Origin of the sequence: Halorubrum halophilum (genome assembly GCF_000739595.1) — an archaeon.
In the GTDB taxonomy this organism is placed as follows: domain Archaea; phylum Halobacteriota; class Halobacteria; order Halobacteriales; family Haloferacaceae; genus Halorubrum; species Halorubrum halophilum.
Window position 1 is genome coordinate 55,534 of the sequence record NZ_BBJP01000014.1, and the last position, 20,988, is coordinate 76,521.

Consider the following 20,988-nt stretch of genomic DNA (forward strand, 5'->3'; position numbering starts at 1 on the left):
GCGAAAGGCCGTCGGTCGGGGCGGATCGAACGAGGGAGATCGGATCGGCGTGTGGTTTAATCCCGTTCGCCCGCGAGGTGGCTCACGATGACCGTTCCCGACCGGATGCTCCGCGTCGACCTCACCACGGAGCGCGTGCGCAGCGAGCCGGTTCCCGAGGCGTGGCTCGCGCGCTACGTCGGCGGGAAGGGGCTCGGCGCGCGGTACCTCTACGAGATGGAGCCGGGCGTCGACCCGGCGTCGCCGGCGAACCGGCTCGCGTTCGCCGTCGGCCCGCTGACCGGATACCTCCCCGGCGAGCCGCGCTACGCGGCGGTGACGAAGTCCCCGCTCACGGGCGCGTTCCTCGACTCCTACGGCGGCGGGTCGTTCGCGTCGCGGCTGGCCGGCTCCCTCGGCGACCACCTCGGCGTCGTGATCGAGGGCGCGGCCGACGACCCGGTGGTCCTCTCGCTCGCCGGCGGGGAGGCGACGATCGAACCCGCGGACGACCTCCGTGGACTCGACGCGGCAGAGACCGACGCGCGGTTCCCGGACGCCGCCGTCGCCTGCGTCGGTCCGGCGGGCGAGGCTGAGGTCCGGTACGCGACGATCGCCTCCGACGGCGGCGACCACCACGCGGGTCGGGGCGGCGCGGGCGCAGTGATGGGCGCGAAGGGGCTCAAGGCGGTCGTCGCCCGCGATCCGGCGCTCGAGGTTCCCGCCGCGCTCCGCGACCTCCGCGAGCGCGACGAGGCGGCGTTCGCCGACAGCGACGCCGGCCGGTGGCTCGCCGCGGGCGACACTCTCGAAACAGTCGCGTTCGGCGACGAGACCGGCGTGCTCCCGACGCGCGGCTGGCAGTCCCGCCGCTTCGGCGGCGCTGACGGTCTCGGCGTCGAGCGGGCGACCGAGAGCGCGACCGGCCGCGAGCGTCCCGAGGATCCGGTTCCGGGAGGGTTCCGGGTGTCGGCGGGGGAAGGGACGAGTTCGACCGAGGACGCCGACTCCGACACCACCGTCCCCCGCGGCGGCACCCCCATCGCGCTCGGCGCGGGGCTCGGGATCGACGACTTCGACGCGGTCGCGGCCCTCGGCGGTGTCTGCGACCGGCTCGGGATCGACGTGATCTCCGCCGGAAACGCGGTCGCGTGGGCGGTCCGCGCGAGCGACGCGGGGCTGATCGATCCCGCCGATCACGGCGTCGATCGCGATCTCTCGTTCGGCGACGAGGCGGCCGCCAGAGAGCTGATCGAGGAGATCGCGGCCCGGTCGACCCCGCTGGGCGACGCGCTCGCGGACGGGGTGGCGGCCGCCGCGGAGCGGTTCGGCGGGACAGATTTGGTGCCGACCGTGAAGGGGATGGAACTGGCCTCGTACGACCCGCGCGGCGCGGCGACGATGGCGCTGGCGTTCGCGACCGGCGACCGCGGCGGCTGCCACCGACGCGCCCGGCCGGTCGAGACCGAGGCGGTGGCCGACCCGGGGTGGAACCCCGCCGAGCGCGCCGCTGTCGTCGCGGACGAGCAGGACCGGCGGGCCGGGCTGTGGTGTCTCGTCGGCGACGACTTCCTCGCCGAGAGCTTCGGGGCGGCGGCGGCCGCCGAGTGGCTCGCCGCCCTCGGCGACGAGCGCGACCCGGATGACCTCCGGCTCCTCGGCGAGCGCGTGTGGACGCTCACGCGCCTGTTCAACCTCCGAGAGGGGTTCGACCGCGACGACGACGGCCTTCCGGAGGCGCTGACGCGGAATACCGATGAGGCAGGCAAAGAGGGCGAAGCGCCCGGCGACGGCCTCGACCCCGACGCGTTCGAGGACCTCCTCGACCGGTACTACGCGTATCGGGGCTGGGACCGCGAGGGCCGGCCGACCGCCCGACTGCTCGATCGGCTCGGGCTCGCCGACCTTCCCGACGCGGCGACGCCGGTTGGGTCGGCGGAAACGATACCGGGTTTCGGCGCCGCTGACGGCGACGACGACTGAACGGCGAGAAAACCGGACGAGAAAACCGGCGCCGACCTACGGGGCCGCCTGCTTCGTCGAGACCAGTTCGATCACGTCGCGGTGGGAGAGCTCGTGGTCCGTCCCCACCTGTCGGCCGCTCCGGCAGTCGGTGCCGTGGAGGAGCCCCTCGCCGATGTCCGAGTGGATGTGGAACGCGAAGTCCTCGGTCGTCGACCCGCCGGGGAGGATGAAGCAGTCGCGGAAGACGCCCTTCTCGTCTTTGCTCCCGTTCGCGGAGCCGGGGAAGACGGCGATACACCCGAGCACGTCGAAGACGGCCTCCTCCAGCGCGCCCTGCACGCCGGTCCCGTCGTACTCGGCGACGAACTCGCCGATCTGCGCTAAGCCCGCCTCCTGCTCGCCGGAGACGTCGTCGACGACCTCGAAGTCGCTCTCGCCGGGCGTGTAGTCGACGACGCCCGCGTCGTCCGCGTTCTTGAGGGCCTTCTCCGCGTGAGCGCTCGCGGGGACGAACGAGAGGTGGTCGTAGTCGGGGTCGGTCGTGATCTCCCCCCAGTTCGCCTGCGCCTCGGGGGTGTCCATCTTGTTGGCGGCGACGACCATCGGCTTCGTGCGCTTGCGGATCTCACGGGCGAGGTCGGCCTTGTCGGCCTCGTCCCACGTCTCCGGATCGAGTTCGAGCCCCTCCGCGAGGATCACCTGTTTCATCCGGTCCTTGTCGATGCCGAACGCGGACATCTGGTCGGCGAGCTCCGCCTCGATGGCGGCGTCCGCGCCGTGGTAGCGCGTCTCAAACTTTTCGAGCCCCTTCTCTAACACGTCGAGGTACCAGGCGTCGAGCTCCTCCTCTAAGAAGTCGATGTCCTCGCGCGGGTCGTGGCCCTCGGTGGTCTCGCCCTCGATGTCGGTCTTGCCCGAGAAGTCGACGACGTGGATCAGCACGTCGGTCTCGTTGAGGTCGGTGAGGAACTGGTTGCCGAGCCCGCGGCCCTCGTGGGCGCCGGGGACGAGCCCGGCGACGTCGACGAGCTTGACCGGGACGAAGCGGGTGCCCTCGCGGCAGACGCCGACGCTCGGCGTGCAGGTCTCGTCGAACTCGGGGGCGGCGCAGTCGACGCGGACGTACGCCTCGCCGACGGTCGGGTCGATCGTGGTGAACGGGTACGCGCCCTCAGGCACGTCGTTCATGGTCGCGGCGTTGAAAAACGTCGACTTCCCCACGGAGGGCTTGCCGACGAGGCCGATCCGGTAACTCATTACCAGCAGTGCGCGATCCACGGTAAAAAGCGATGCGAGACGCGCCGTGGCGTGGGGAGCGGTGACGTGCGGGCGTATCAGCCGGACTCGATCGGTCCGATCAGGCGTCGCCGTCGGACTGCCCCGGCTCTCCGAGCGCCTCGATCGGGAGCACGTTCTGGAGCGCGGCGACAGCGTCCTCGGCGCTCTCGAATCGCTCTTGGTCGATGTCGGCCACAAGGTCGCCGAGGTCGGCGTCGCCGTCGGCGAACAGCACGGTCGTGCCGGCACAGGAGTCGGAGAGATCCTCGCGGGCGGCCGGATACGAGTAGTCGCGGAACTCGTCTTCGACGCGAGAGAGATTTATTTCGGATGTCATGATAGAGATATCGACGCGTGGGACCTTAAACGCGCCCCTCGTCCGAATTCCGACGGATCCGGCCGAAAAAGAACCGGCAAAACGCGCAAAGAGTTATGTGCGGGCCGCTCTGTGGTGCATGTGAACATATGTCTCTATACGATCGGATCCTCGTCCCGACCGACGGCTCCGCCGAGGGGAAGCGGGCGGTCGCGCACGCCCTCGACCTCGCGTCGGTCCACGACGCGAACGTTCACGCGCTGTACGTGGTCGACACGGCGAGCTACGCGGGGATGCCGATGGAGAGTTCCTGGGAGGGGGTCGGCGACCTCCTGCGGGACGACGCGAACGAGGCGGTCGCGGAGGTCGAGTCGCTCGCGGCCGAGACCGACCTCGGGATCGAGACGGCGGTCGCGGAGGGGTCGCCGAGCAAGGAGATCATCCGGTACGCCGAGGGAAACGGCTGTGACCTGATCGTGATGGGCACGCACGGGCGCGGCGGGATCGACCGGCTCCTCCTCGGGAGCGTCGCCGAGAAGGTGGTCCGCGGGTCGAGCGTCCCCGTGCTGACGGTGCGGTTGGACGGAAATATTCCGGGAGACGGGGCCGTCGAAAGCGACGCTCCGGCCGAGAACGAACCGTCGGCTGACGGCGAGTCCGAAGCGACGGGACAGAGCTAGGCGACGGTCGCGTGTCGAGCGTTCGACGATCGGTCCTCAGTCGTCGGCGTCGCGCAGGTGTTCGCAGTCGCCGGCGTGGACCCGACGGATACCGTCGGCCGTCTCGATCACGAGCGCGCCTGGCGGCTCCACGTCGATCGCGGTGCCCGTCACCGGGCCGTTCGGGGTGTCCACGCGGACCCGGCGGCCGAGGGTGCTCGCGCGCTCGCGCCACGCCGGGAGGATCCGGTCCATCCGGTCGGGCGTCCCCGCCAGCGCCGCGAAGCGTTCGAGGAGCGTCGCGGCGACCCGGCGCCTGTCGACGGGCCCGTCGAGTTCCTCCTGTAGGGAAGTCGCACCCGCCGGAAGCGTCTCGGCGTCGATGTTGGCGTTGACGCCGATCCCCGGGACGATCCACGAGATCCGGTCAGCCTCGCCCTCCATCTCCGTGAGGATCCCCGCGACCTTGCGGCCGCCGCGACCGCCCGGGTCGGGGTCGGCGCCGCCCTCGCCGTCGTCTCCGCTCTCGGACTCCCCCACGAGCACGTCGTTCGGCCACTTGATGTGGGCGTCGACGCCGGCCTCTCGGCAGGCGTCGGCCGTCGCGACCGCGGCGGCGAGGGTGAAGAGCGGGGCGCGGGCCGGCGGCGCGTCGGGCCGGATCGCGAGCGAAAGCCAGACGCCGCCGCTCGGCGCGACCCACTCGCGGTCGAGTCGCCCCCGGCTGCCGGTCTGCTCGTCGGCGACGACCGCGACGCCGTCGGCCCCGTCGCTCGCCAGTTCGCGGGCCCGCTCGTTCGTCGACGCGATCCGGTCGCGGTACTCGACCGCGTAGGGCGCGTCGAGTCCGAACTCGATACCGGCCGCGGAGTAGCCGGGGTCCTTAGGCGCGACGTACCCCTCCGAGGTCGACTCGACCGCGAACCCTTCCTCGCGGAGCGACTCGACTGCCTTCCAGACCGCCGCCCGCGACACGCCGAGGTCGTCGGCGAGCGCGGGACCGGAGACGGGGCCGTCGCCGAGAGCGTCGAGCAGCGCGCGGCGCGTGTCCATGTCGACGGGGTCGGCGCGAGCGTGCAAAGCCGTTCCGGGTCCCGGTTCCTCTCCGACTCAGAGCGCCGGATCTCGCCCGAGCCCGGACCCCAGCTCTCGCCCGACCGATCGGACCGAGCACAGGCCTATCCGTGTGGAGCGCGAACTTCGGCCGAATGACCGGTTCCGGCCGCGAAACCGTTCTCCTGACCGTCCTCGACGGCGACGACCGGACCGAGCTCGCGGTCGAGCCCGGACGAAACCTGCGTCGGGCCCTCTTGGAGGCGGGGCTGTCGCCGTACGCCGCCGCGACGCGCCGGCTCAACTGCGGCGGCCGGGGGCTCTGTGCCACCTGCGGCGTCCGGATCCGGGAGGGACCCGCACCTGAGCACTGGCACGACCGACTGGCGGACCGGTTTGGCTATCCGCGCCTCTCCTGTCCGATGACCGTCGAGCTGGTCGACAAGCTGGTGTGGGGCTCGCGGGCGCGACCCGACAGCGAGGAGTGAGCGCGCCTCCGATCCGGCGGTCGGAGCCGTCCGGATCCGGACCGGAGACACCGTGTTTCCGGTGAAACGGCGAGCGTTACCGAGTCGCACGCGGTCGGCGGCGGACTCGACGAGAGGAGGAGAGGGGACACAAGGGGCGTTCGGACCGGCTTCGGCGCAAGACACAAGGTCTCACGGGCGAACGCTCGGGTATGCAACCCTCCAAGGAGCGGGAGGCGTCCGACGGCGATCCGATGGACGACCTCGACGACCTCCTCGACGACGACCTCGCGGGCGGCGAGGGGGAGCCCGACGCCGAGACGGACGGTGCCGCGACCCCCGAACCGAGCGCGGGGAGTTCCCGGACTGGGGAGGCCGGCAGAATCGGCATCTCCGGCCGGTGGTTCTCGGCGAAGGCCTTCGCGCTCGCGCTCGTCACGGTCGCCGTCGCAGTGTTCGTCGGTGGTCTGATCCCGCTTATCGGCGGGACGATCGGGACAGCAGGAGGCGTGTTCCTCGCCGCGTTCCTGCTTGGCCTCGTCGTCTCGACTCGTCGGTACGTCGAGACGGGGATCGCCGGGGCCGCGGCGGGCGCGACGAGCGCGGTGACGAGCGTCCTCGGCGTCGGCTTCCTCCCGATCGGGATCGACTACCTCTCGCAGTGGGGGCTGCCGCTCGTCGCGGTCGGCGGCGGCGCGGGGCTCGCGTTAGCGCTGCTCGGTCACTACTTCGGGCGGGACCTCCGAGCGGGGCTGACCGAGGATATCGGCGGATAAGGCGAAGCAGGCGAACCAGGCGGAACGAGACGGTCGGTGGTCAGCGCGCCCGCAGCGCGTCTTCGACGCCGACGTAGGCGGCGATCTCGTGGCGTTCTAAGACGAGGAAGCCGGCGAGGATCGCGACGAATCCGAGGAGCGCCTCCGCCTCGATCAGGCTGCCGAGCAGGACCCAGCTCCCGACCGCGGCGACGACCGGTTCCGCGTAGCCGACGAGGTGGAGCTGCGTCGGTCCCACCTCGTCGAGCAGCGCGAAGTAGATCAGGAACGCGACGACGCCCGACAGCAGCGTGAGGTACGACAGCGACATGATCGAGGTGGCGTTCCAGACGATCGCCGCGGGCGACTCGCCGAGCAGGGCGGCCCCGACGAACAGCATTCCGGCGCCGGAGACCATCGCCCACCCCTGCAGCGCGGCGATCGGGAGGTCGGTGCGGAGCGGGCGGAGCAGGACCGCGCCCAGCGAGAAGGCGACCGCGCCGGCGAACGCGAGCGCGACGCCGAGGAGCGCGGAACTGCCGAGCCCCGCCTCCATCGGGTCGGCGATCACGATCACACCGAGGATCCCGAGCGCGAACCCGCCGATCTCGAAGGGGCCGAGCCGCTCGTTCGGAAGGAGCAGCGCCGCGAGCGTGGCCGTCAACACCGGCGCGAGACTCACGACTACGGCGGCGACACCGCCCGAGATGTGGAGCTCGGCGACGTACAGCAGGCCGTGGTACGCGGCGATCACGAAGACGCCGGCGACGGCGACGCCGAGCCACTCGTCGCGGCCCCGAGGGACCGTCCTGCCGGACATGACAACGGCGACGCCCAACACGATCGCGCCGGCGACGGCGTAGCGCACGCCGGCGAACAGCAGCGGTGGGAAGTAGTGCAGCCCGGCCTCGATGGCGACGAAGGAGGTGCCCCACAGGACCGCGAGGAGGACGAAGGCGGCGACGATCGATTCGGGAGTGGAAATGAGGTTCCGCAGATTCATTGGTTATCTGTTCGAAATCACCAGAGATAGTTAAACTAATCTCTCGAATTGCCCCGTATCTGGAATGAACAATCACACATACGAATATGATGCGAGTTCGTCTCGAAACGAGGCCTAATCTTGTACTTGGCTTCAAGTATATCGGTCGTAATATATAACAGACCATCACGCGAACGAGAGGTATGGACGAGCGCGACGTGCGGCTGTTGAAGGCGATTTCGGACCTCGGCACCGGGAGTCCCGAGCGGCTCCACGAGGAGACCGACATCCCGGTATCGACGATCCACTACCGGCTGAACAACCTCCGAGAGGACGGCGTGATCGAGAACGACCTGTACGACCTCGACCACGAGGCGCTCGGGCTCGGCGTCACCGTGATCGTCGAGGTGCTCGCGGACTACGAGGGGCCTTACGAGGAGTTCGCCGAGGAGCTGCTCGCCGTCGAGGGCGTCACGGAGGCGTTCTTCACGATGGGCGAGACCGACTTCGTCGTCCTCGCGCGGCTCTCCTCGTCGGACACCGTCGAGCGCCTCATCAGCGACTTCGAGGCGATCCCGGAGGTCGAGCGCACGAACTCGACGTTCACGATTTCTACTCTGCGCGACGAACCGCGCGCGCCGGCGACGTACGACCTCGACACGCTGATCGAGGAGCTGACCGACTGAGGAAAGGCGGTCTCAGCGCTTTGGCGACGGCATTTTTAAACAGAATTGGTGTTGCGACGACCGTTTATAAACGGATCTGCGGTGCGGTTGCGGTGGGTGGGGCTCAAAGGGGCAGTCGTGATCCCCGCGAGCAACGCGAGCGGGGGCACGGGAGACGAAGTCTCCCGGAGAGACGAAGCCCGCTGTAGCAAGCACCGCAGCGAGGGAGCGACAGCGACCGAGCGAGGAGCGCAGCAAAGCGCGCGAGTCGTCGCGACTGGGGCTTTGGAGGTGTTCACCAGGATGTCGGCAGCGACCACTTATAAATAAACCACAGAAACGCGCAATACGTCCGACCCAACCTCAGCAATCACTTATAAACAACCCCATCACACCGCAACGTCTACGACCGCTTACCGATCTCCTCGCGCAGCACGTCGGAGACGACCTCGCCGTCGGCCTTCCCGCGGAGCGCGCCCATCGCCTCGCCCATCAGCCCGGAGAACGCGCCCATCCCCTCCGCTTCGATCTGGTCGGCGTTGCGCTCGACGACCTCCACCACGGCCTCTCGGACCTCCTCTTCGCTCACGCCCGACAGCCCGGCCTCCTCGACGGCCTCGGCCGCCGACAGCTCGGGATTCTCAGCGAGCGTCGTCAGCACCTCCGGGACGCCCTCCTTCGCGAGGTCGCCGTCCTCGACGAGGTCGAAGAGGTCGAGGAAGTGGTCGTCGGTGAGGTTCTCGACGGGCGCCCCTTCCCGCCGAATCTCCGTCGTCGTCGACTCCAGCGTCGACGCGGCGAAGGTGGGGTCGGCGCCGCGGTCGACCGCGGTCTCGAACAGGGGGAACCGCTGGCCGAACGCGACCTGCTCGGCGAGGCCGGCGTCGAGCCCGAACTCGTCGGCGTATCGCTCGGCCTTCTCGTCGAGCAGCTCCGGCCGGTCCACGTCGGACGGGTCCGGCTCGACCGGCGGCACGTCCGTCTCGGGGTACATCCGGGCGGCGCCCGGGAGCGGCCGGAGGTAGCGCGTGGTCCCGTCGTCGTTGGCGCCGCGGGTCTCCTCGGGGACGCCCTCGATGGCGGTCTCGGCGCGCCCGGCGGCGGCCTCGATCGCGAGGTCGGCGGTCTCGGGGTCGGCGGCGACGATGGCGACCGCGTCCTCATCGCCCGCGCCGACCGCGTCGCGGAGGGCGTCGACCTCCGCGTCGGTCACGCCGTACGCCGGGAGCTCGTCGGTGTGGAAGATACCGCCCGCGCCGTGGCGCTTCGCGTGGTCGGAGAGCTCGGTCCCGAGCCGGCGGTCCGGCTGGATCTCGCGGCCGACGAGGCCGTCGAATCCGAACAGGGGGACCGCGGTGACCTTCCCGCCCGAGTCGAGCGCGCCGCGGATGACTCCCGACTCGGTGTCGGCGAAGGTGTCGGTCGCGTCCGAGACCTCGCCCACGCTCGCGTCGCGCTCGCGGAGCTCGTCCCGAATCTCGAGCAGTTCGGCCTGGCGGCCGACCTCGCCGCGGACGATGTCCTCGATGCCCTGCAGGTCCTGCACGCCCTTCACCTCGACGCGGGCGCCGTCGGCGATGGAGACGTTCACGTCCTGCCGGATCGTGCCGAGCCCGCGCTTGACCGCGCCGGTCGAGCGGAGCAACATACCGATGCGCGCGGCGGCCTCGCGGGCGCCCTCGGGGCTGCGGATGTCCGGGCCCGTCCCGATCTCGACGAGGGGGACGCCGAGCCGGTCGAGCGAGTAGGTAACTCCTTCTTCGGTCTCTTCGACGCGCTTCGCTGACTCCTCTTCGAGCATGAGGTCCGCGATCGACACGCGGCCCTCGCTCGTCTCGATCTCGCCCGCCTGACCGAGCAGGATCGAGCGCTGGAAGCCGGAGGTGTTCGAGCCGTCGATGACGAGCTTCCGCATGACGTGGGCCTGATCGACGACGGAGATGTCGAGCAGGTCGGCGATCTGGAGGGCCACGGAGAGGGCCTCGCTATCGACGCGGCGGGGCGGCTCGTCGTCCTCCTCGACGAGGCAGGTGGTGTCGTACGCGAGGTAGGTGAACTCGCGGTCGACGCGGCTCTCCTCCATCGCGGCGTCGTCGAGTTCGCCGAGCTCGCTCTTCGTCGGGTGGAGCCGCCGGGTGATCGACCGGTCAGACTCCTCGGGGTCGCGTTCGACGGTCGGGGAGTCGCAGAACAGCTTCGTCGCCGTGTCGAGCTGCTGGTGGATCTCCAGCCCGGCGACGAGCCCCAGCTCCTCGTAGTCGTACTCGGAGGTCGCGTCCGTACTCATTACGCCTCACTCCGACGGCGCGCGACTAAAAGGGTGGCAGTTCGCGCGAGCGATGCGGGACCGGAAGCGGCGACGTTATTTATAAAACACAGATGCGGTCGGTGCGTGCCTGCGAGGCCGCCTTGCGGCCGAGCAGCACGCGCGAGGTCGCCGGCGCTACGCGCCGGCTGCCAGAGGGACCTTCGGTCCCTCGCTGGAGTCAGTCGCCCGAAGCGAAGCGAGGGCGACTGACGAGGCTGGGGAGGTGTGGGGTGATAGCGGGTGGGTGGGACTCAAAGGGGCAGTCGGGAGGAGGGCGCACACTCGTTGCGCGCTTTGGTCGCTCGCGCTGCTCACTCCCTGCAGTGCTTACGTCGTCTGCGCCCTCCTCCCGGCTGGGGCTTTGGAGGTGTTCGCCGTCGATCTGCAGTCAACCGTTTATAAGCAATCGGCTAGCTCGTTGCGAGCGCCCGAGAGACGATCCGCAACAAACCCCATACAGTAGAGTCATCACTCAGCCAGTAGCGGTCGAAAGGAATTATGCGTGGGTGCTGTCGTAGAGACAACACCGTGCATCGTGGCGGGTGTGCCGCCGAGCGATGCGTGGGACCGGATTTGAACCGGCGGACCTCTACAGGACAGCGCCCTCAACGCTGCGCCGTTGGCCTGGCTTGGCTACCCACGCTCGCGGTGTTCTGTCGCGTCTCCACGTACCCTTCCCCTAATTAAAAGCCCTTCCATTCGGCGGGACCGTGTCGGGGGTTGCCATCGATCGAGAGGACGCACACGCAACGAACGGACCGCCGGAACTGGCCCACCGAAACCGCCACGCGTTTGGGAGTGGCGACCGTCCGATCGCTTATGTCCGAGTGGGCCCGCGAGAACGTCCCGTTGCTGACCGCCCTCCTGTCCGTCGCCGCGCTCGCGCTCGTGTTCGGCGCCGTCGGCGGCGTGATTCCGAGCGGCGTGCTCCCGCGCGCGAGCGACGCGGTCCTCGACGGGCTCCCGCACCTCAACGCCGCGATCTCTCTCACCGCGATCGCCACCATCCTGCTCGGCTGGCGGGCGATCTCCCGGGGGAACGTCGGCCGCCACAAGGCGCTCATGCTCTCGTCGTTCGGGCTGTTCGTCGCGTTCCTCGCGAGCTACCTCTACCGCCTGATCCTCGTCGGGACTGTCGAGTTCCCCGGCCCGGAGACGGTGTACACGTACGTCTACCTCCCGTTTCTCGCGGTCCACATTCTGCTCGCGATCGTCTGCATCCCCTTCGTCTTCTACGCGCTGCTGCTCGCCGCCACCCGCCCGTACGAGGAACTGTATCACACTCGACACGCACAGGTCGGCTCCGTCGCCGCCGTGCTCTGGCTGATCTCCTTCACGATGGGGATCGGCGTCTACCTCATGCTGTACCACGCGTTCTGAGGCGCCTGCCACCAGATCTGGCGACGAACGTTGAAGCCGCCGCCGCCCGTATAGACCGACGTGCTGTTCCCGACCCACCTCCTCGTCGCCGTCGGAATCGGCTGGCTGGCGGGCCATCCGCGAGTCCGGCGACGACTCCGAGGTGCGCCGACGCTCTCGACGGGATGGGCGGTCGCCGGGGCCGCGCTCCCGGACGTCGTCGACAAGCCGCTCGGCGCGCTCGGCGTCGTCGATACGTATCAGTCGGTCGCCCACTCCGCGCTGCTGGTTCCCCTCGCAGTCGTCGTCGCCGTGAGACACCGGCGCGCGATCGCGCTCGCGGTCGGTTGGGGATCGCATCTCGCACTCGACGCGTTCCACGTCGTCGTAAACGGGCGAGCGAGCGACGCGCTGTTCCTCGTGTGGCCGGCCCTCACGCGGTCTGACCCGCTCGCGATTCCGCCGGGCGAGTTCGCGCGGTTCTACGTCGGAAGCCCGTCGTTTTACCTCGAACTGGGGCTGTGGCTGGCGGCCGTCCTGATCGTGTTGCGGGCGCGGTCCGACGCCGATCGAAGGGACGGTCGGTGACCTCCGGTGACCCTCTTACTCCTCGTTCGCCATCTTGTGGGCGGCGTAGAACAGCGGGACGAGCAGCGCGCCGGCGAAGCCGAGCGCGAGCGAAAGCGCCCCGATGTCGTTGACACTGAGGTCGCGGCCGCCGGACCCGCCGTCGGAGGCGTTCCCGCCGTCGGACGCATTTCCGCCGTCAGTTTGGTTTCCGCCCGACCCGCCGTCGCCGCCGTCTCCCCCGTCACCGCCGGGCGTCACGAGGTCGTCGTCGACCGATCCGACCGCGACCGCGCCCTTCATCCCGACCGCCTCGTGGGGGACGCAGAGGTAGTTGAACGTGTCTCCCTCCTCGGCGTCGTCGAAGGTGTACTCGAAGGTGGTCCCCTCCTCGCTGACCGTCTCGCCGCTGTCGAACGTCTCGTCATTGGCGACGACGTTGTGCGCGCCGCCCTCGCCGGTCCACTCCCAGACGACCGTCGTCCCGGGGTCGATCAGGATCGCCGCCGGCCCGAACTTGAGGCCGTCGACCGCGCCGACCTCGACCGTGACCTCGTCCTGTCCGGTGTAGTCGTGGGTGCCGTCGTAGTTGTCGACGTCGTCCAGCCAGCCGTCGTACTGGGCGGCCGCCCCGCCGGAGCCGGCGGCGAGCCCCGTCGCGGCGGCGGCACCCGCGGCGCCGGCCCTGAACAGCCCGCGGCGACTCATCGTCGTCTCGTCGGCGTCGGATGTCATACGCGTACCTCCCGGCGTGGGCGTATTTAAATTCCCGATTCCACCGCCGCGCAGTGAGAAGACGTCGGCAGCCGACGAAGTGCGGTCGAGACCGCGGACGGCGACGGACTCAGTCGTCGGCCGGGGTCGCGTCGGGCACGGACCCCTCGATATCGCGATCCGTCTCCTCCCCGGCCACGTCGAACGGGTACTCGCCCGTGACGCACCCCAGACAGAGGTCCGCGCGGCTCTCGCCGAGCGCGTCGGCGACCGCGTCGATCGAGAGGTACGACAGCGAGTCCGCGCCGACCTCCTCTCGGATCTCTTCGGTGGAGGCGTCGGCGGCGATCAGCTCCTCGCGGGTCGCCATGTCGATGCCGAAGTAGCAGGGTGCGACGATCGCCGGCGCGCCGATCCGGAGGTGGACCTCCTCGGCGCCCGCCTCGCGGACCAGCTCGACGAGCTGGGTCGAGGTGGTCCCCCGCACGATCGAGTCGTCGATGATAGTGACCGACTTGCCCTCGACGGTCGACTTGATCGGGTTGAGCTTCAGTCGGACCGCGCGCTCCCGCTCGTCTTGGGTCGGCATGATGAACGTCCGGCCGACGTAGCGGTTCTTCATCAGCCCCTCGGCGAACTCGATGCCGCCATCGCCCTCGGGTCGGGGGCCTCCGTCCGCGGTCGTCTCGCCGGCAGCGTCGGCGTAGCCCGACGCGAAGGCTCGCCCGGAGTCCGGAACGGGCATCACCACGTCCGACTCGACGCCGGACTCCTCCCAGAGCTTCCGGCCGAGCTTCCGGCGCACCTCGTACACGAGGCTCTCGTCGATCACGGAGTCGGGGCGGGCGAAGTAGACGTGTTCGAAGAAGCAGTGGGCGGTCGACTCGCGCTCGACGAGCTGATACGTGTCGTAGCCGGTCCCGTCGGGGTCCAGAACGACCAGCTCGCCGGGGCGCACGTCGCGGATCAGCTCCCCGTCGAGGGTGTCGATCGCGGCCGACTCGCTGGCGAGGACGTAGCCGCCGTCGATCTTCCCGAGGCAGAGCGGGCGGTTGCCGAGGGGGTCGCGTACGCCCAACACGGTGTCGTCGTGGGTGATCGCCAGCGAGTAGGAGCCGTGGATCCGGTTCATCGTGTGTTTGACCGCGCGGACGAGGTCCTCCTCTAAGAGGTTGCGCGCGAGGTCGTGGGCGATCACCTCGGTGTCGCCGTCGGAGGTGAACGCGTGGCCGGCCGCCGCGAGCTCCTCGCGCACCTCGTCGGCGTTGACGAGGTTCCCGTTGTGCGAGAGCCCGAGCGATCCGGACTTAAAGGAGACCGAGAACGGCTGCGCGCAGCTCTTGTCGAGGCTGCCGGCGGTCGGATACCGGACGTGACCGATGCCGGTGCCGCCCGACAGCGACTCCAGGTCGCCCTCCTCGAACGCGTCGCCGACGAGCCCGCGCTCGACGTGGCTGTGCTGTTGGAACCCGTCGTGCGTGACGATCCCCGCGGACTCCTGTCCCCGGTGTTGGAGCGCGTACAGCGCGTAGTACAGCGGTCGCGCGGCCTCGCGGTCAGCGAGCGAGACGCCGACGACGCCGCACTTCTCTCGCGGCTCGTCAGCGGTGTTGTCCCCACCGGCTTGCATATACACGTCGGTGGGGCGTGAGTCGATAAAAACCCTCGTGTTCGTGGCACAATGGCCCGTTTAAACCACAGAAGTATGCACAAGAGTGGATCGAAACGGAGATTTTCCCCCGACTCGACAGCGATCTCAGCTCTCCCGTGGCGACCCTCTCAGTCCTCGCCGACGTACTCGTCCAACCGCTCGAAGTACGCCTCCCGCGGCACCTGATACGCGGCCCGGTAGTCCACGTCGCCGGCGGCGAACCGCTCCGCGACGTCGACCGCGGCGGCCGCGCCGGCCTCACGGCTCTCGCGCGTCTCGGAGACGGCCTCGATCTCGGGCTCCAAGAAGAGGACGACGTGCCACTCGTCGGTGGCGTACTGGCCCGATCCGGGACGCGAGTTGCGCGCGCCGTTCGTCAGGTAGATCGTCGGGAGACACTCGGACGGGAGGTCGTCGCCACCGAAGACATCCGGCCGGTAGACGAGGATCGCTCGCCCGCTCGGCTCCTCGTTCCACACCCGCCAGCCGTCCGGCAGCGCCTCGAAGCTCATGGGCGGAGTCGGGCGCGGAGGCTTGAAAGGGTCGCGCTCCGAGCGGGGTGGCGTTTTCTGCAGCGACGACCGCGGGACCGCCTCACTCGACGATGTCGGAGCCGCCCGCGGGGATGAACTCCTGTAGCTGGTCGGCGCTCGCGACCTTCCGGACGAACGACGTGTCGGCGAAGCGCCCCTTCAGCTCGCGGTACACCATCATCGCGGCGTCGTTCTGCGCGTACATCCCGGGCTCCAGCGTGACGCTCGTCGCCGCGCGGTCGACGATTGCCGACGGCGGCCCGCCGATGGCCTGCGTGACGGGCTCGCACTGGACGCCGACGGCGATCCGACAGGGAACGTCCTCGAAGTAGGTGCGGTCGCCGCGGATCACGAAGCTCCCCTTCTCGATGTACTCGCCGCTCTCGGGCGTCTTCGAGACCTGATCGGGCTCGACCATGTACGCGTCGCCCGCGCCGCGCCCGTCCTTCCAGTCCGACGAGTAGGAGACGGCGAACTGCGCAGCCTCCCGCAGCGTCTCCTCCGAGAAATCAACCGGATCGGCCGACTCCGAGGGGCCCGCGGCCTTCAGGAGCGTCACCGGTCCCCCGTGCGCCTGCGTGTGGAAGAACCGGTCGTGTTTGCCCATGTATTTTTTCACCAGCTCCTCGTTCTGGTCGGCGTTGCGCCCGCCGATGACGAGGTAGCCCGTCGAGGTGTGGAACCACCGGAAGCGGTCGTACCAGTCGTCGGGGCTCCGGATCGGGATCGAGGCCCGCGAGAGCCAGTCGGTCTCGTACTCCTCCTCGTCGTCGCCGTCTTCTCCCTCACCGTCGCCACCGGGACTCTCGTCGTCGGCCGCCTCCTTCGCCTCCCACTCGGCCTTGCGCTCCTTGACCGCCTCCAGCTCCTTCCGGGTCGACTCGATCGCCTCCATCGCGCCCTCCTTCTTCCCCTCGATCCGCTTCGCCTCCTGGTAGAGCCGGTCGGCGTTGACCTCGACGCCCGCGCTCGCGTCGAGCTCGACTCGGGTCGTGTCTCCGTCGTCACCGTCGCCCTCGGTATCGAGCTCGACCGTCACCGTTCCCTCGCCGCCGTCGACGTCGACGACGGCTTCCGCCGCGGGGATCCCCTGCTCTGCGCCCGCCTCTAAGGTCTCCGCGATCTCGTCCCACGGGACCTCGTTCTCGCGGGCCTCCCGCACCGTCGAGAGCACCTCGTCGACGAGGTCGTACCGGGCGTACAGCAGCTCCGCGCGCTCGCGCTCCGCCTCGGCCTGCTCCTCGAACCCCTCGATCGCCCCCTTCTGCTGTTCGATGATCCGCTCCTGTTTGGCGATCTCCTCCTCGAAGTCAGGGCGGGAGGCGCTCGCGTCAGCGGGGGCCTCGCCCGCGTCGGTCTCCTCGCCTTCGAGCCGGTAGAAGTACTCGTCGACGGCGGCGTTAAACGAGTCGAAGCCGACGCTCGGCAGCCCCTCGTGCTCCGAGAGCGGGAAGGGCGTGACGTCGACGACGCGGGGGTCGCGGTCGTCATCACCGTTTTCCCCGTCTCCACCGTCGAGTTCCTCCTCGTACACCCGCGGGTCGATGTCGCCGGAGCGGAGCCGGTCGCCGATCCGTTCGAGCGCCTCGTGGAGCGCGCGGAGCTGGTCGTCGGTGGCCTCGTCGATCGGCGTCTCCTTCTCGACGCCAGCCCGGGTGCACACCTCCTCTGCGTAGAGCCCGCCGAGGTTGAGCTGCGTGGCGAGGGTTCGCACCACGTCGCTGTCCGACTCGCGCATGTGCCGTTTAAATCCGCCGAGGCTCACGTCGAGGGGGTTGAGCCGCGAGGCGGGGTACTCGTACTGCGACCCGGGCGCGACCGTCCGAGACTTGAGCCGGACGGTCTGCAGCGAGCCGACGACCTCGCCGGTCTCGTCGAGCGCGGCGACGTTGCCCTGCCCGAACAGCTCGGCGACGAGCGTCGTGTTCTCGTCCTCGCGCTCGAACTCGAAGGTGAGGATCCGGTCGAACTCGTACTGCTCGACGCCCGCGAAGTCGGCGCCCGACATCCGGTTTCTGAGCATCTTCGCGAAGTTCGGCGGGCGACCCGGCGCGTCGGCGACGTTTTCGGCGTCCGCGACGTGGGCGCGTTTGATGTCGCCGACCTCGATCATGAGCTCGACGCGGCCGCGGTCGAAGTCGCGGAGCTTCAGCCGGAGCAGGTCGTCGTCGTAGAGGTACGCCTTGTCGACCTTCGCGCCCTCGTACCGATTGAGCTCGGTGACGAGGGCCGCGAGGTCGATGCTCGACAGCTCCCGCTTCTGGTCCATACGCGAAAGAGACAGCGGGCCCGGAAAAAGGCGTGTCGTTGTCGGTGCGGGCCGTCAGACGAGAGATCGGTCGCAGCCGGACCCGCCTACGCCTACAGCCGCTTCGACACGTACGGCCCGTCTTGGTGGTAGCCGAGCTTGTTCCGGTAGTACTCCCGGGCGCCGATCCCCGAGATGATCGCCAGCTTGCGGTAGCCGGCGTCGCGGGCCATCTCCTCGGCGCGTTCGAGCAGCTTGGTGCCGTACCCCTGGTGCTGCCAGTCGCCGTCGCCGCCGATGGCGACCTCGCTGCCGTACACGTGCAGTTCGCGGATCAGCGCGGCGTCCTCCAGCTCGCGGCGGATCGCGTCGTCTTCGGTCCCCGGCGCACCGGGCTGGTCGGGCGCGAACGATGGGAAGCGCAGGCGACAGAATCCGACGAGCAGGTCGCGAACGGGGTCCTCGAAGGAGATGAAGTGTTCCGTCCCGCCGCCGGCCTCGTACGTGAGCACGTCGAGCACCACGTCGTCCGGGTCCGGGTCGGCGTCGTTGTGGCCAACCTCGCGGGCGCGGATGTCGCGCTGGGTAATGCCCTTCTCCTCGGCCCGCTGGTCGGCGAGCTGTCGGAGGTTCGACTTCCAGACGCCCCCCTCGATGAAGTCGGCGGGGATGTCGCGCTGGACGCGCTGGAGGCGGGTGTACTTCGGGATGTGGTCCATCGCCTCGGCGACCACGTCGGCCGCCTCCTCGTTCGAGAGCGGCTCGAACGAGTCCTGGCGCCACCGGTCGTACACCCGGGTCCCCTCGACGACGAGCGTCGGATAAATTTTGAGGTAGTCCGGCCGCCAGTCCGGGTTCTCGAAGATCTGTCGGAAGTCCTCGATACACATCTCTCGCGTCATCCCCGGCTGGCCCGGCATCATGTGGAAGCCGACCTTGAACGCGGCGTCGCGCAGCCGGCGGTTGGCGCTGCGGGAGGCCTCGTTTCCGTGGCCGCGGTGCATCTCGCGGTTTATCCGCTCGTAGGTGGTCTGGACGCCAACCTCGACTTTGGTGCCGCCCAGGTCGAGCATGCGGTCGATCTGCTCGGGGTCGCACCAGTCCGGCTTCGTCTCGAACGTCGTCCCGATGTTGCGGATCTCGTTGGTCTCGTTCTCCGCGATCACGTCCTCCAGGTACTCGAACTCGGTCTCCTCGGGGGCGGGCGCGAACGACTCCCCCTCGGCCGGCTCCGGCTCCTTCTCGAGGTCGTAGTCGTTCATCGCCTGCAGGGCGCGCTTCACGAACCACTCCTGGTAGTCGTGCGAGCGCGCGGTCATCGTCCCGCCCATCAGGATCAGCTCCACCTTGTCGACCGGGTGGCCGATCTTCCGGAGCTGTTCGAGCCGGAGGGTCACCTGCCCGTAGGGGTCGTAGTCGTTCTGCTCGCCCCGTGCCGCCGCGGGCTCGTGGCCCGTGTACGACTGCGCCGAGGAGAACTCCGAGGCCGGCCCGCCGGGACAGTAGAGGCACTTCCCGTGCGGGCAGAGCTTCGGCGAGGTCATGATCGCGACCGGGGAGACGCCGGAGGCGGTCCGGACCGGCTTCCGCTGTACGACCTCGATCACGTCGTCGCGGGCCTCCGTGGGCGCGTGGTCCAGTATCTCGGTGTTCTTCGGCACCTTCGGGGAGCCGAACTCCGAGCAGGCGTCGAGCTTGGCGGACTCCAGATCGTCGCGGTCGATCTCGCCGGCGAGGATCCGGTCGACGAGGTGCTCGCAGGTCCGGACGAAGGCCTCGGGCTCGGCGTCGGTCGCCTCACCGCCGGACTCCGCCCCGGCGTCGCCGCCCTCGCTCTCGGCGTCCGCGTCACCTGCCGCGTCGGTACTCATTACCCTTCGATCGACGTGTTTCGCGGTTAAGCGTGTCGCACCCGCGTCCAGTGGAGACCGTCGAACCGCCCACCCAAGAATATATTAACTAGTGGTATAACTGAGTAATCAATGGCGGCGACACAGATCCAGCGGGCCCGAGACGGAGAGATCACGCCCGCGATGGAGCGCGTGGCGGAGCGAGAGAACTGCGAACCCGAGTTCGTCCGTCGGCAGGTCGCCGACGGGCAGGCGGTGATCCCGAACAACCACGCCCACGACGCGCTCGATCCGATGATCATCGGCAGGGAGTTCTCGACGAAAGTCAACGCCAACATCGGCAACAGCGAGTCGACCAGCGACCTCGACGCGGAACTCCGGAAGCTCCACGCCGCGGTTCACTACGGCGCCGACACCGTCATGGACCTCTCGACGGGCGAGCGATTGGACGAGACCCGCGAGGCGAACGTCGCGTACTCGCCGGTGCCGATCGGAACGGTCCCGATATACGAGGCGGTGAAGCGGGCGGACGCCCCGGCCGCGATCACCCACGAGCTACTGCTCGACGTGATCGAGAAACAGGCCGAGCAGGGCGTCGACTACATGACGATCCACGCGGGCGTGCTGCTGGAGCACCTGCCGCTGACCGACGGTCGCACGACCGGGATCGTCTCCCGCGGCGGCTCCATCCTCGCGCAGTGGATCGAGGAGAACGGGACGCAGAACCCCCTGTACGCGAAGTTCGAGGAGATCTGCGAGATCCTCGCGGAACACGACGTGACGGTCTCGCTCGGCGACGGCCTCCGTCCCGGCTGTCTCGCCGACGCGAGCGACGAGGCGCAGTTCGCCGAGCTCGACACCCTCGGCGAGCTGACTCGCGTCGCGTGGGACCACGGCGTGCAGGTGATGGTGGAGGGCCCCGGCCACGTCCCGATGGACGAGATCGCCGACAACGTCGACCGGCAGCAGGAAGTGTGCGACGGCGCGCCGTTCTACGTGCTCGGGCCGCTCGTGACCGACATCGCTCCCGGCTACGACCACATCACGAGCGCGATCGGCGCGACCGAGGCGGCGCGTGCGGGCGCGGCGATGCTCTGCTACGTCACGCCGAAGGAACACCTCGGGCTCCCCGACGCTGAGGACGTGCGAGACGGCCTCGCGGCGTACCGGATCGCCGCCCACGCCGCCGACGTCGCCAACGGGCTTCCGGGCGCGCGCGACTGGGACGACGCCCTCTCGGAGGCGCGCTACGAGTTCGACTGGGCCCGGCAGTTCGACCTCGCGCTCGATCCCGACCGCGCGCGGTCCTCCCACGATCAGACGCTCCCCGGGGACAACTACAAGGAGGCGCGGTTCTGCTCGATGTGCGGCGCGGAGTTCTGCTCGATGCGCATCGATCAGGACGCCCGAGACGCGGACGGCGAGATGGGCGCCATCGACGGCGAGACCGACCTCGACGCGTCTGCCGCCGCCGCGGTGAACCTGCCCCCGGTCGGATCGCACGACACCGACCGCGTTCCGGACGAGATCGAGATCGACGGCGTCACGTTCACGCCGGAAACGGGGCACGCCGACGACTGATTCGCCATCGGCCGTCGCTCTTGAACGTCCCTCGCCGTCGTCGACCGGATCCGCCCGT

At 69.4% G+C, this 20,988-nt stretch carries 18 protein-coding genes and 1 tRNA gene; 8 read left to right on the forward strand and 11 right to left on the reverse strand.

The genetic code is table 11. The features are described from left to right. Positions 1–87 precede the first annotated feature (87 nt). Positions 88–1,962, forward strand: a complete 1,875-nt coding sequence (locus ACP96_RS05785; RefSeq protein ID WP_050032587.1) for an aldehyde ferredoxin oxidoreductase family protein — start codon at positions 88–90, stop codon at positions 1,960–1,962. Positions 1,963–1,998: 36 nt separating this feature from the next. On the opposite strand, the gene ACP96_RS05790 is transcribed toward ACP96_RS05785, so the two are convergent. Beyond that, on the reverse strand, positions 1,999–3,201 hold the full coding sequence (locus tag ACP96_RS05790; RefSeq protein WP_050032588.1) for a redox-regulated ATPase YchF: 1,203 nt from the start codon (positions 3,199–3,201) through the stop codon (positions 1,999–2,001). A 100-nt stretch (positions 3,202–3,301) separates the two neighbouring features. Then, a complete protein-coding gene (locus ACP96_RS05795) occupies positions 3,302–3,559 on the reverse strand; it encodes a DUF5789 family protein (protein ID WP_050032589.1) in 258 nt (85 codons plus the stop codon). 128 nt (positions 3,560–3,687) lie between these two features. Here ACP96_RS05795 and ACP96_RS05800 point away from each other — a divergent pair, with 128 nt between their 5' ends. Then, complete coding sequence (locus ACP96_RS05800) at positions 3,688–4,218, forward strand: universal stress protein (protein WP_050032590.1); 531 nt, start codon at positions 3,688–3,690, stop codon at positions 4,216–4,218. Between the two features lie 36 nt (positions 4,219–4,254). Here the strand turns inward: ACP96_RS05800 and ACP96_RS05805 are convergent, their stop codons facing one another. Then, positions 4,255–5,250, reverse strand: coding sequence for a biotin--[acetyl-CoA-carboxylase] ligase (locus tag ACP96_RS05805; RefSeq protein ID WP_050032591.1), 996 nt, complete (start codon positions 5,248–5,250; stop codon positions 4,255–4,257). 155 nt (positions 5,251–5,405) lie between these two features. Between ACP96_RS05805 and ACP96_RS05810 the strand changes: the two genes are divergently transcribed. Continuing rightward, on the forward strand, positions 5,406–5,738 hold the full coding sequence (locus tag ACP96_RS05810; protein WP_050032592.1) for a 2Fe-2S iron-sulfur cluster-binding protein: 333 nt from the start codon (positions 5,406–5,408) through the stop codon (positions 5,736–5,738). A gap of 191 nt (positions 5,739–5,929) precedes the next feature. Beyond that, the gene (locus ACP96_RS05815) at positions 5,930–6,493 is read left to right on the forward strand and encodes a hypothetical protein (RefSeq protein ID WP_050032595.1); all 564 of its coding nucleotides are present in this window, start codon (positions 5,930–5,932) and stop codon (positions 6,491–6,493) included. 40 nt (positions 6,494–6,533) lie between these two features. On the opposite strand, the gene ACP96_RS05820 is transcribed toward ACP96_RS05815, so the two are convergent. Beyond that, a complete protein-coding gene (locus ACP96_RS05820) occupies positions 6,534–7,475 on the reverse strand; it encodes a DMT family transporter (RefSeq protein WP_050032597.1) in 942 nt (313 codons plus the stop codon). A gap of 182 nt (positions 7,476–7,657) precedes the next feature. On the opposite strand from ACP96_RS05820, the gene ACP96_RS05825 reads away from it, so the two are divergent. Further along, complete coding sequence (locus tag ACP96_RS05825) at positions 7,658–8,140, forward strand: Lrp/AsnC family transcriptional regulator (RefSeq protein ID WP_050026820.1); 483 nt, start codon at positions 7,658–7,660, stop codon at positions 8,138–8,140. Positions 8,141–8,522: 382 nt separating this feature from the next. Here the strand turns inward: ACP96_RS05825 and gatE are convergent, their stop codons facing one another. Continuing rightward, positions 8,523–10,406, reverse strand: coding sequence for a Glu-tRNA(Gln) amidotransferase subunit GatE (gene gatE / locus ACP96_RS05835; RefSeq protein ID WP_050032600.1), 1,884 nt, complete (start codon positions 10,404–10,406; stop codon positions 8,523–8,525). Positions 10,407–10,985: 579 nt separating this feature from the next. Further along, a tRNA-Leu gene (locus ACP96_RS05840) sits at positions 10,986–11,070 on the reverse strand. Between the two features lie 176 nt (positions 11,071–11,246). Here ACP96_RS05840 and ACP96_RS05845 point away from each other — a divergent pair. Both ACP96_RS05845 and ACP96_RS05850 read left to right on the forward strand, forming a co-directional pair. Next, positions 11,247–11,807, forward strand: a complete 561-nt coding sequence (locus ACP96_RS05845; RefSeq protein ID WP_050032602.1) for a DUF420 domain-containing protein — start codon at positions 11,247–11,249, stop codon at positions 11,805–11,807. A gap of 60 nt (positions 11,808–11,867) precedes the next feature. After that, complete coding sequence (locus ACP96_RS05850; RefSeq protein WP_082222472.1) at positions 11,868–12,374, forward strand: metal-dependent hydrolase; 507 nt, start codon at positions 11,868–11,870, stop codon at positions 12,372–12,374. Positions 12,375–12,389: 15 nt separating this feature from the next. Here ACP96_RS05850 and ACP96_RS05855 read toward each other — a convergent pair whose 3' ends face one another. The 5 genes from ACP96_RS05855 to ACP96_RS05875 form a co-directional block, all read right to left on the reverse strand. After that, positions 12,390–13,088, reverse strand: a complete 699-nt coding sequence (locus ACP96_RS05855; protein ID WP_050032603.1) for a halocyanin domain-containing protein — start codon at positions 13,086–13,088, stop codon at positions 12,390–12,392. 109 nt (positions 13,089–13,197) lie between these two features. Beyond that, a complete protein-coding gene (gene purF / locus ACP96_RS05860) occupies positions 13,198–14,697 on the reverse strand; it encodes an amidophosphoribosyltransferase (RefSeq protein WP_050026806.1) in 1,500 nt (499 codons plus the stop codon). A 149-nt stretch (positions 14,698–14,846) separates the two neighbouring features. After that, complete coding sequence (locus ACP96_RS05865) at positions 14,847–15,230, reverse strand: DUF5820 family protein (protein ID WP_050026808.1); 384 nt, start codon at positions 15,228–15,230, stop codon at positions 14,847–14,849. Between the two features lie 82 nt (positions 15,231–15,312). Next, positions 15,313–17,520 (reverse strand): ribosome rescue protein RqcH, encoded by a 2,208-nt coding sequence (rqcH, locus tag ACP96_RS05870; protein ID WP_050032604.1) that lies wholly within the window; start codon positions 17,518–17,520, stop codon positions 15,313–15,315. Between the two features lie 92 nt (positions 17,521–17,612). Then, positions 17,613–19,370 carry a tRNA uridine(34) 5-carboxymethylaminomethyl modification radical SAM/GNAT enzyme Elp3 gene (locus ACP96_RS05875; RefSeq protein ID WP_050026813.1) on the reverse strand — a complete coding sequence of 586 codons (1,758 nt, stop codon included), beginning with the start codon at positions 19,368–19,370 and terminating at the stop codon, positions 17,613–17,615. Positions 19,371–19,481: 111 nt separating this feature from the next. Between ACP96_RS05875 and thiC the strand changes: the two genes are divergently transcribed. Further along, positions 19,482–20,930, forward strand: coding sequence for a phosphomethylpyrimidine synthase ThiC (gene thiC, locus ACP96_RS05880; RefSeq protein WP_050032605.1), 1,449 nt, complete (start codon positions 19,482–19,484; stop codon positions 20,928–20,930). Positions 20,931–20,988: the final 58 nt, after the last annotated feature.

Coding starts and splice junctions, on each gene's coding strand:
- ACP96_RS05785 (WP_050032587.1), top strand. CDS start 88: ATGACCGTTCCCGACCGGATGCTCCGCGTCGACCTCACCACGGAGCGC.
- ACP96_RS05790 (WP_050032588.1), bottom strand. CDS start 3,201: ATGAGTTACCGGATCGGCCTCGTCGGCAAGCCCTCCGTGGGGAAGTCG.
- ACP96_RS05795 (WP_050032589.1), bottom strand. CDS start 3,559: ATGACATCCGAAATAAATCTCTCTCGCGTCGAAGACGAGTTCCGCGAC.
- ACP96_RS05800 (WP_050032590.1), top strand. CDS start 3,688: ATGTCTCTATACGATCGGATCCTCGTCCCGACCGACGGCTCCGCCGAG.
- ACP96_RS05805 (WP_050032591.1), bottom strand. CDS start 5,250: ATGGACACGCGCCGCGCGCTGCTCGACGCTCTCGGCGACGGCCCCGTC.
- ACP96_RS05810 (WP_050032592.1), top strand. CDS start 5,406: ATGACCGGTTCCGGCCGCGAAACCGTTCTCCTGACCGTCCTCGACGGC.
- ACP96_RS05815 (WP_050032595.1), top strand. CDS start 5,930: ATGCAACCCTCCAAGGAGCGGGAGGCGTCCGACGGCGATCCGATGGAC.
- ACP96_RS05820 (WP_050032597.1), bottom strand. CDS start 7,475: ATGAATCTGCGGAACCTCATTTCCACTCCCGAATCGATCGTCGCCGCC.
- ACP96_RS05825 (WP_050026820.1), top strand. CDS start 7,658: ATGGACGAGCGCGACGTGCGGCTGTTGAAGGCGATTTCGGACCTCGGC.
- gatE (WP_050032600.1), bottom strand. CDS start 10,406: ATGAGTACGGACGCGACCTCCGAGTACGACTACGAGGAGCTGGGGCTC.
- ACP96_RS05845 (WP_050032602.1), top strand. CDS start 11,247: ATGTCCGAGTGGGCCCGCGAGAACGTCCCGTTGCTGACCGCCCTCCTG.
- ACP96_RS05855 (WP_050032603.1), bottom strand. CDS start 13,088: ATGACATCCGACGCCGACGAGACGACGATGAGTCGCCGCGGGCTGTTC.
- purF (WP_050026806.1), bottom strand. CDS start 14,697: ATGCAAGCCGGTGGGGACAACACCGCTGACGAGCCGCGAGAGAAGTGC.
- ACP96_RS05865 (WP_050026808.1), bottom strand. CDS start 15,230: ATGAGCTTCGAGGCGCTGCCGGACGGCTGGCGGGTGTGGAACGAGGAG.
- rqcH (WP_050032604.1), bottom strand. CDS start 17,520: ATGGACCAGAAGCGGGAGCTGTCGAGCATCGACCTCGCGGCCCTCGTC.
- ACP96_RS05875 (WP_050026813.1), bottom strand. CDS start 19,370: ATGAGTACCGACGCGGCAGGTGACGCGGACGCCGAGAGCGAGGGCGGC.
- thiC (WP_050032605.1), top strand. CDS start 19,482: ATGGCGGCGACACAGATCCAGCGGGCCCGAGACGGAGAGATCACGCCC.